This is a genomic window from Devosia sp. (assembly GCF_028290645.1).
Taxonomy (GTDB): domain Bacteria; phylum Pseudomonadota; class Alphaproteobacteria; order Rhizobiales; family Devosiaceae; genus Devosia_A.
This window is the reverse complement of the sequence record NZ_JAQGJL010000284.1, coordinates 1-7,205: the sequence shown is the minus strand read 5'-3', so window position 1 is coordinate 7,205 and position 7,205 is coordinate 1. Positions and strand designations below refer to the sequence as shown.

Annotated in this window: 9 protein-coding genes; 6 read left to right on the top strand and 3 right to left on the bottom strand. The window is 66.8% G+C overall.

Annotated elements, in window-relative coordinates; translation table 11 throughout:
- The 4 genes from JWQ89_RS15320 to JWQ89_RS15305 form a co-directional block, all read left to right on the top strand.
- On the top strand, positions 1-387 hold a 387-nt coding region (locus tag JWQ89_RS15320; protein WP_299642375.1), incomplete at its 5' end, for a YcjX family protein.
- Positions 384-1,409 (top strand): TIGR01620 family protein, encoded by a 1,026-nt coding sequence (locus JWQ89_RS15315; protein WP_299642374.1) that lies wholly within the window; start codon positions 384-386, stop codon positions 1,407-1,409. The genes JWQ89_RS15320 and JWQ89_RS15315, both read left to right, overlap by 4 nt.
- Positions 1,410-1,860: 451 nt before the next feature.
- A complete protein-coding gene (locus JWQ89_RS15310; RefSeq protein ID WP_299642373.1) occupies positions 1,861-2,448 on the top strand; it encodes an NAD(P)H-dependent oxidoreductase in 588 nt (195 codons plus the stop codon).
- An 80-nt stretch (positions 2,449-2,528) separates the two neighbouring features.
- Positions 2,529-2,885 (top strand): YciI family protein, encoded by a 357-nt coding sequence (locus JWQ89_RS15305; RefSeq protein WP_299642371.1) that lies wholly within the window; start codon positions 2,529-2,531, stop codon positions 2,883-2,885.
- Positions 2,886-2,934: 49 nt separating this feature from the next.
- On the opposite strand, the gene JWQ89_RS15300 is transcribed toward JWQ89_RS15305, so the two are convergent.
- Positions 2,935-3,486, bottom strand: a complete 552-nt coding sequence (locus tag JWQ89_RS15300; protein WP_299642370.1) for a DUF2269 family protein — start codon at positions 3,484-3,486, stop codon at positions 2,935-2,937.
- A 281-nt stretch (positions 3,487-3,767) separates the two neighbouring features.
- Between JWQ89_RS15300 and JWQ89_RS15295 the strand changes: the two genes are divergently transcribed.
- Positions 3,768-4,625, top strand: coding sequence for an EamA family transporter (locus tag JWQ89_RS15295; protein WP_299642369.1), 858 nt, complete (start codon positions 3,768-3,770; stop codon positions 4,623-4,625).
- Positions 4,626-4,814: 189 nt separating this feature from the next.
- Complete coding sequence (locus JWQ89_RS15290) at positions 4,815-5,294, top strand: SH3 domain-containing protein (protein ID WP_299642368.1); 480 nt, start codon at positions 4,815-4,817, stop codon at positions 5,292-5,294.
- A 104-nt stretch (positions 5,295-5,398) separates the two neighbouring features.
- On the opposite strand, the gene JWQ89_RS15285 is transcribed toward JWQ89_RS15290, so the two are convergent.
- Positions 5,399-5,731, bottom strand: a complete 333-nt coding sequence (locus JWQ89_RS15285) for a 2Fe-2S iron-sulfur cluster-binding protein (RefSeq protein WP_299642366.1) — start codon at positions 5,729-5,731, stop codon at positions 5,399-5,401.
- A 219-nt stretch (positions 5,732-5,950) separates the two neighbouring features.
- Positions 5,951-6,976, bottom strand: a complete 1,026-nt coding sequence (locus JWQ89_RS15280) for an NAD(P)/FAD-dependent oxidoreductase (RefSeq protein WP_299642365.1) — start codon at positions 6,974-6,976, stop codon at positions 5,951-5,953.
- Positions 6,977-7,205: the final 229 nt, after the last annotated feature.

The window sequence follows — 7,205 nt, the reverse complement described above, 5'->3', positions numbered from 1 at the left end:
ATGAACCGGCTGGTGGCGCAGGCGGCGCGGCGGGCGAAGTTTGCCGGAGCGACGACGAAATCGATCGCGCTTGCCGCTATCCGGGCGACGCGGGAGAGCGTGGTGGAGGAAGGCGGCGAGCGGCACGAGGTGATCGTCGGCACGCCGCAGAAGGGCGAAGTGCTGGACGGCGTCACCTACGACGGCAAATCCGAAATCGCCCTGTTCCCCGGTGACTTGCCGGAGCATCCTGAGTCACTGTTCGAGGATGGCCGCCCCGTCGCGCTCAAGTTCATGCGCTTCGAGCCGCCGCAGCGGCTGGAGAAGAATACCGAGGGCAACGTGGTGCTGCCGCATATCCGCTTCGATCGGGCGCTCGATTACCTGATCGGGGACTGGCTCAGATGAAACCGCCTTTTGCTCGCCCGATCTCCACCGGCACTGCCGCGGCCGATGAGCCGCGCCGCCCGCGCGCCTTCCAGCCGGCGCAGGTCGTTGCCCTGCCCGAGACCATCGAGCCGATCACCGAAATCGACGTGCCTCTCGACGACGCGGTGCGGCCACCGCGCCTGCTCGGCTGGGTCGGGCGTGTGGCCTGGACTGCCGGCGGGATACTGGTGTCGCTGGCGCTGGGCCTTGTCGCGGAACGGCTGATCGCCGACCTGTTCGCCTCGCAGCCCTGGCTCGGCTGGGTGGGCCTCGCCGTCCTCGCCGTACTGGTGGTGGCGCTGGTGGTCATCATCATCCGCGAAGCCGCCCCACTGATGCGGCTCCGCGCCCTCGACAAGCTGCGCCACGCCGCCATCGCGGCGCTGGCCAGCGACCGCAACAAGGACGGCGCGGCGATCACGCGCGAGCTGCTCGAAATCTACGCCCGCCGGCCGGACCTGGCGCGGGCTCGCGAGGAGCTCGACGCCAACGCCCGGCATATCTTCGACGGCGCAGAGCACGTGCGGCTCGGCGAGCGGCTGCTGATGGCGCCGCTCGATGCCCGGGCGCGGGCGCTGACCGCGGCGTCGGCGCGGCGCGTGGCGCTGGTGACGGCAGTGTCGCCGCGGGCGCTGATCGACATCGCGTTCGTGATCTTCGAGAGCGTGCGGCTGGGCGGCGACATCGCCCGGCTCTATGGCGCGCGGCCGGGCTTCATCGGCACCTGGCGGCTGATCGGGGCCATTCTCGCCCATCTGGCGGTGACCGGCGGGCTGGTGCTGACCGATGGCGTGGTCGAGCAGCTGGTCGGCCAGGGGCTGGCGGCGAAGCTGTCGGCGCGGCTGGGCGAAGGCGTGGTCAACGGGCTGATGACGGTGCGGGTGGGGATTGCAGCGATGCGTGTGGTCCGGCCGCTGCCGTTCGACGTGGTGAAGCAGCCGATGGTGAAGGATTTCATTCCGGAGCTGGCGAATGTGCTGAATGCGGAGAAGAAGGGGTAGCGGGCCATCACAAGCGGTGTGCCGCCGGACCCCCACCCCTGTCCCCTCCCCCTAGATATGGGGAGGGAGACGAAAGCACTACCGCCAGTGACTGCCGCTCCCTGGCTGATAGACCTCCGGTTACCTGCCCTACTGACACAGGGGGGACCCCTCCCAACCTCCCCCACAAGGGGGAGGTGCGCATCGATTCGGTCGCGATCGTGCCAGACACACCAGCGGCACCCCCCTTTATGGGAGGGCTCGGGAGGGGCCGTCTCTGCTGCGGCTCATCACCGGCAACAGCGAGGCCGGGGCCATCCCACCCTTGATCCCTCCTTACAAATGGAAGGGAGACGACCACCCCCCGCGTCCCGCCCAGCGCATACCAGCATGAACCTTGTGCTGACTTGCAACCGGGCGACCTAAGGCACATATCCCCACTCAGTCACAATTTGTAACCGAAAGGGCGCCGATGTATCGGATCGCCGTATTCGTCGGGAGCACGCGCCCGACTTCCTCCAATCTGAAGCTCGCCAAGGCGCTGGAAAAGCTGGCCGCCGGCAAGCTGGAATTCGACTTCATCGAGATCGGCAACCTGCCCTTCTACGACGACGCGCTGTGGAATGACCCGCCGGCCGAGGTGATCCGGCTGAAGCGCGAGATCGCCGCGGCGGACGCAGTGCTGTTCGTCACCCCCGAGTACAACCGCTCGATCCCGGGCCTGCTCAAGAACGCCATAGACTGGCCATCGCGGCCCTATGGCGACGGCGTCTGGTCGGGCAAGCCCGGCGCGATCGCCGGGGCGACGGGCGGGGTCAGCGGCACGGCAGCGGCGCAGGCGCACCTGCGTTCGATCCTGCCGGTGCTGGGCCTCGCGCTGATGGGCGCGCCCGAGGTCTATTTCCAGTCGCGCCCGGGCGCGATCGACGATGAGGGCAGCATCACCGACGAGCGGGTCCGGACCAATCTCGGCATCTGGGTCGAGCGCTTCACCGACTGGATCGCGCGCTTTGCGACGCCCCGCCGGTCGCTCGAGGAGATCGAGCGCAAAACTGCCTGACGGCCTTCACACTAGAGTCGCATCTGCGGGCTACCCGTTTTTCATCCCCGGCACGCGGCCGGCAACGATGGAGAACAGCGATGCCCAATTACCTCCTCGCCTACCATGGCGGTGGCACTCCCGAGGGTGAAGAGGCGCAGGCTGCCGTGATGGAAGCCTGGAATGACTGGCTCGACGAAACCGGCGATGCAATGCTGGACCTCGGAAGCCCGGTCGGCGCAACGAGGACCGTACAGGCCGACGGCTCCGTCTCCGAAGCCCCTGCCGTTCCCGTAACCGGCTATTCGATCGTCGAGGCCGAGGACATGGAGGGCGCCATCGCTATCGCCAGAGGCTGCCCCATCCTCGTCGACGGCGGCTCGGTGGAAGTGGCCGAACTCATCGACTCCGACTTCGACGACGACGAGGAGGATGAGGACGACGAAGACGAGGACTGAGGGCGACGCTGCCCACCAAACGGCCCGCCCGAAGGCGGGCCGGTTTCGTTCAGGCAGGGACGGTCTCGTCGCGCCGCAAACCGCCGGCGAGGAAGAACCAGCCGGCCGCCAGCAGCACCGCCGCGGCAAGGCCCAGGGTCACGAAATCCGTCCAGGCCGGCTTGAACACCATGAGGGCGACCACCGTGAACAGCATGGCGTAGTCGAACTTCGCCACCTGCATCAGCTTGCGGCCGACCGCGGCGGCTTCCGATACCCTGTCCTCGCCCATCAGCGCACCGGCTTCCATCGCCTTGATGCGGAGGACGAAATGCCCGGTGCAGAAGGTGGCGGCAAAGCCGAGAAGACCGAGCACCACCCACGCCTGCCCCCAGAGCCCGCCCAAGGTCGCCATGGCGATACCGAACACCAGCGTCGCCAGCGAGGCCGGGACGAACCAGCGGTTGGCCATGAAGCCGACGCTGCCGAGTACATGCATCATCTCGGCCTCGTCCTTGCGGCTGGCCGCGAACATGCCCATGGCGAACAGCGTCACGCCGCCGCCGATCCAGGCCATGGCCGCCGCGACATGCAGAAACTTGAAGATTGTGTAGAGATCCATTTTCCCGTCCCTCTGAGCGCCCCACCGCGACGGGGTGGTGGGTAGGATGGGATGGCTGAATGGGGAATGAATGGGCTGACCCCCGCAGTCCGGTGGCTGTGGACCCCCACCCCTGTCGCCTCCCCCTAAGAATGGGGAGTGAGACGAAAACACAGCTGTCCGTATGAGGGTCTCCCTCCCCATGTTTACGGGGAGGGAGTCAGTTGGGGCACGATGCCGGTTTCCAGCTTGCTTCGTTCCGCCTACCCTGCCCTTCCCGCCTTCGATTCCCGGGCCCCGACATGAACCTGAAACTGGCCGCCCTCCTCGCGGCGATCCTGTGGGGTTTTACCTACATCATCACCACCACCATGCTGCCGCACAATCCGATCTTCATCGGCGCCGTGCGGGCGCTGGGGGGTGGCCTGCTGCTGCTGGCGATCGCGCGGCAACGGGTGCCCAAGGGCTATTGGCCCAAGCTGATCGCGCTCGGCACGCTGAATTTCGGGGCGTTCTTCGCGCTGCTCTTCATCTCCGCCATCCGCCTGCCGGGCGGTGTCGCCGGCACCTTCCAGACGCTCGGGCCGCTGGTCGCCATCCTCCTCGCCTGGGCCCTGCTCAGCCAGCCGCCGACCCTCATGAAGATTGTCTCGATCCTGATCGGTGCGGTCGGCGTGACGCTGGTGATCCTGCGCGGTGACGCGGGGATCGACATGCTGGGCGTCGCCGCGGCGCTGGCGAGCGTCGTCGCTGGCTCGCTCGGCGGCATCCTGATCAACCGCTGGGGCCGGCCGGCGGAGATGTCGCTGGTCAGCTTCACCGCCTGGCAGTTGCTGATCGGCGGCACCGAGCTCGCGGTGCTGGCGCTGGTTATCGGCGATTTGCCGGCGTCGCTCGACTGGACCAGCGTGCTGGGCCTGAGCGTCCTCGCGGTGGTGCTGACCGCCCTGCCCTTCATCCTGTGGTTCCGGGCCATCGTGGCGCTCGGCGCGGCCACGGTGATCCCGTTCGTGTTGGTGACGCCGGTCGTCGCCTTCATCCTCGATGCGGTGATCCGCAACGTCGTGCCGAGCCCGCTGCAGCTGGTCGGCGTGGTGCTGGTGATGGCCGGGCTGATCGTCAACCAGTGGGCCGGCGCGCGGGCGCCCAAGCCCGCCTGATCGCGAGGCGGAAGGGCCAGTGACCGCCCTGGAATAGGGACCAAAGTCCGGATCGGCCTGAAATGCAGCGTCCCGCGGAACCTCTGGACGCTCCGCAACTTTATGTGGCTGCGAGAACGGTGGCCAGGCGGCCCGTCATGAGGGCCAACCCGTCCGGGTGGTCGCCGGTCTCCCCACAAGGAGCTGAAATTGGCCCGCGCCTTACGTTCGTTCGCATTGTTCTCGGCAGTGATTCTTGGATGCGGGGCGCTCACCGTCGCCGGTTTGAGCTTTACCGCGGAAACCGTGGCCAAGGTTGCCGCCAGCAGCCCGGTCAAGACCACCAACCGCAAGCCGAGCTATGTCGCCCGCCTGCCCGTCGCCAAGGCAGATGATCTCAACGTCGCGAAATCGGTGCCGGTGACGCCTGTCGCCCTCACAGAGCCAGCTCCCCTGGCAGTGTCGCCGGCACCGGCCTTTACCCACACCGTCGCGGTCGAGGCCGTGCGGGTTCGCTCGGGGCCGAAGAAGACCAATCCCCAGGTGTTCACCCTCAAGGGCGGAAGCTGGGTCAATGTCACCGACACCGTGCGCGGCTGGGTGCTGATCACCGATGAGACCGGGCGAAGCGGCTGGGTCTACGGCAGTTTGCTGCGCCCCGCCCGAAGCGCGGTGGCGCAGATTCAGTAACGGGCCCAAAGAGCCCGGATGATGCTCCCGAGGTCCGCCGCAACGGGAGCACTATAAGCAGCGGGCGTCCTTTTTGACCTCAGGACGTCCGCTGTCCGCTGCCATTACGCCACTTCGGAATCCTTTGCCGCGCTCGGGGCGAGGGTCACTTTCATCCCGTCCAGTTCGTCCGACAACAGGATCTGGCAGCTGAGGCGCGAGTTCGGCTTCTTGTCGAGCGTCGAATAGAGGAGGTCCTCCTCGTCGTCGCTGGGCGGGGGGAGCTTGTCGAGCCAGCCGTCCTCGACATAGACGTGGCAGGTGGCGCAGGAACAGGCGCCGCCGCACTCGGCCTTGATGTTGAGCCCCCAGTCCCGGATCACTTCCATCGTCCGCCAGCCATCGAGCCCTTCGAGCTCGTGTTCGACGCCGGACTGGTCGGTGACTTGGATTTTCATCGGTGCGCTATCTGCGTGCTGGCGAAAGTCGGGTGCGCATTACTCGAAAAATGCACCGGTGTCATCCTCGCTCCCCTCCCCCTTGAGGGGAGGGGCCGGGGGTCGGGGTCGCGAGGCGGGCACGGTGCCGACTGCACCACCCCCTTCCTCTTTCCCTCCCCTCAAGGGGGAGGGAGGCGACGACTGCAGCATCGCACCCCACCGCCCGCAATGGCGAAATCACACCACGCCGAGCTTCTTCTGCAGCTTGGTGGAGCTCGTCGTGTACTGGAACACCACCCGCTCGCCCGGCGAGACGATCGCCTTGGCGGCCTGCGCCATCAGGGCGGCTTCGTGGAAGCCCGAGAGGATAAGCTTGAGCTTGCCCGGATAGGCGTTGATGTCGCCGATGGCGAAAATGCCGGGGATCGAGCTTTCGAACTTCTCGGTATCGACGCTGACCAGGTTGTCGTTGAGCTCGAGGCCCCAGTCGGCGACCGGGCCGAGCTTCATGGTGAGGCCGAAGAACGGCAGGAGCCGCGTTGCAGGAACGGGGATGTCGCCTGAGTCCATGGTGATGTGGATGTGGTGCAACTGACCGTCCGCGCCGTCGATCTTGCCGATCTGGCCGAGGAGGAAGTTGATCTTTCCCTCCATCACCAGCTCCTTCATCTTGTTCACCGAGGCTGGCGCGGCCTTGAAGGCGTCGCGGCGGTGGACAAGGGTCAGCGAGCGGGCGATCGGCTGCAGGTTGAGCGTCCAGTCGAGCGCGCTGTCGCCGCCGCCGACGATCACCACGTCCTGGTCGCGGAAATCCTCCATCTTGCGCACGGCATAGAAGACGGACTTGTTCTCGTAGGCCTCGATGCCCTCGACCGGCGGGCGCTTGGCCTGGAACGAGCCGCCGCCGGCGGCGACCACCACCACCTTGCAGAGGAAGACTTCGTCGGCATCGGTGGTCAGACGGAAGGTACCGTCCGCGAGCTTTTCGAGCCCGGTGATCATCCGGTTGAAATGGAACTCGGGCCCGAAGGGCGCGATCTGCTGCATCAGGTTGTCGACGAGGCCCTGCCCGGTGACCATCGGGAAGCCGGGAATGTCGTAGATCGGCTTTTCCGGATAGAGCTCGGCGCACTGCCCGCCCGGCCGGTCGAGAATGTCGACGAGGTGGCATTTGACATCAAGCAACCCCAGCTCGAACACGGCGAACAGGCCCACGGGGCCCGCGCCGATGATGACCACGTCGGTGACGATTTCGTTCGACATCTCAAAGCTCACATTGACGGGCTGGTGGCTGTGGACCCCACCCCTGACCCCTCCCCGCAAGGGGGAGGGAGAAGAAGGAACCGCGAACCCGGTGGTTGCGGTGACGAAGATTTCCGCCACAGCGTCTCCCTCCCCCTTACGGGGAGGGGACAGGGGTGGGGGGCCCGAAACTTAGGATCAGGCGTTTTCCACCGCGCGCCGCAGGAACGGGCGGGTGCCAAGCGGGACT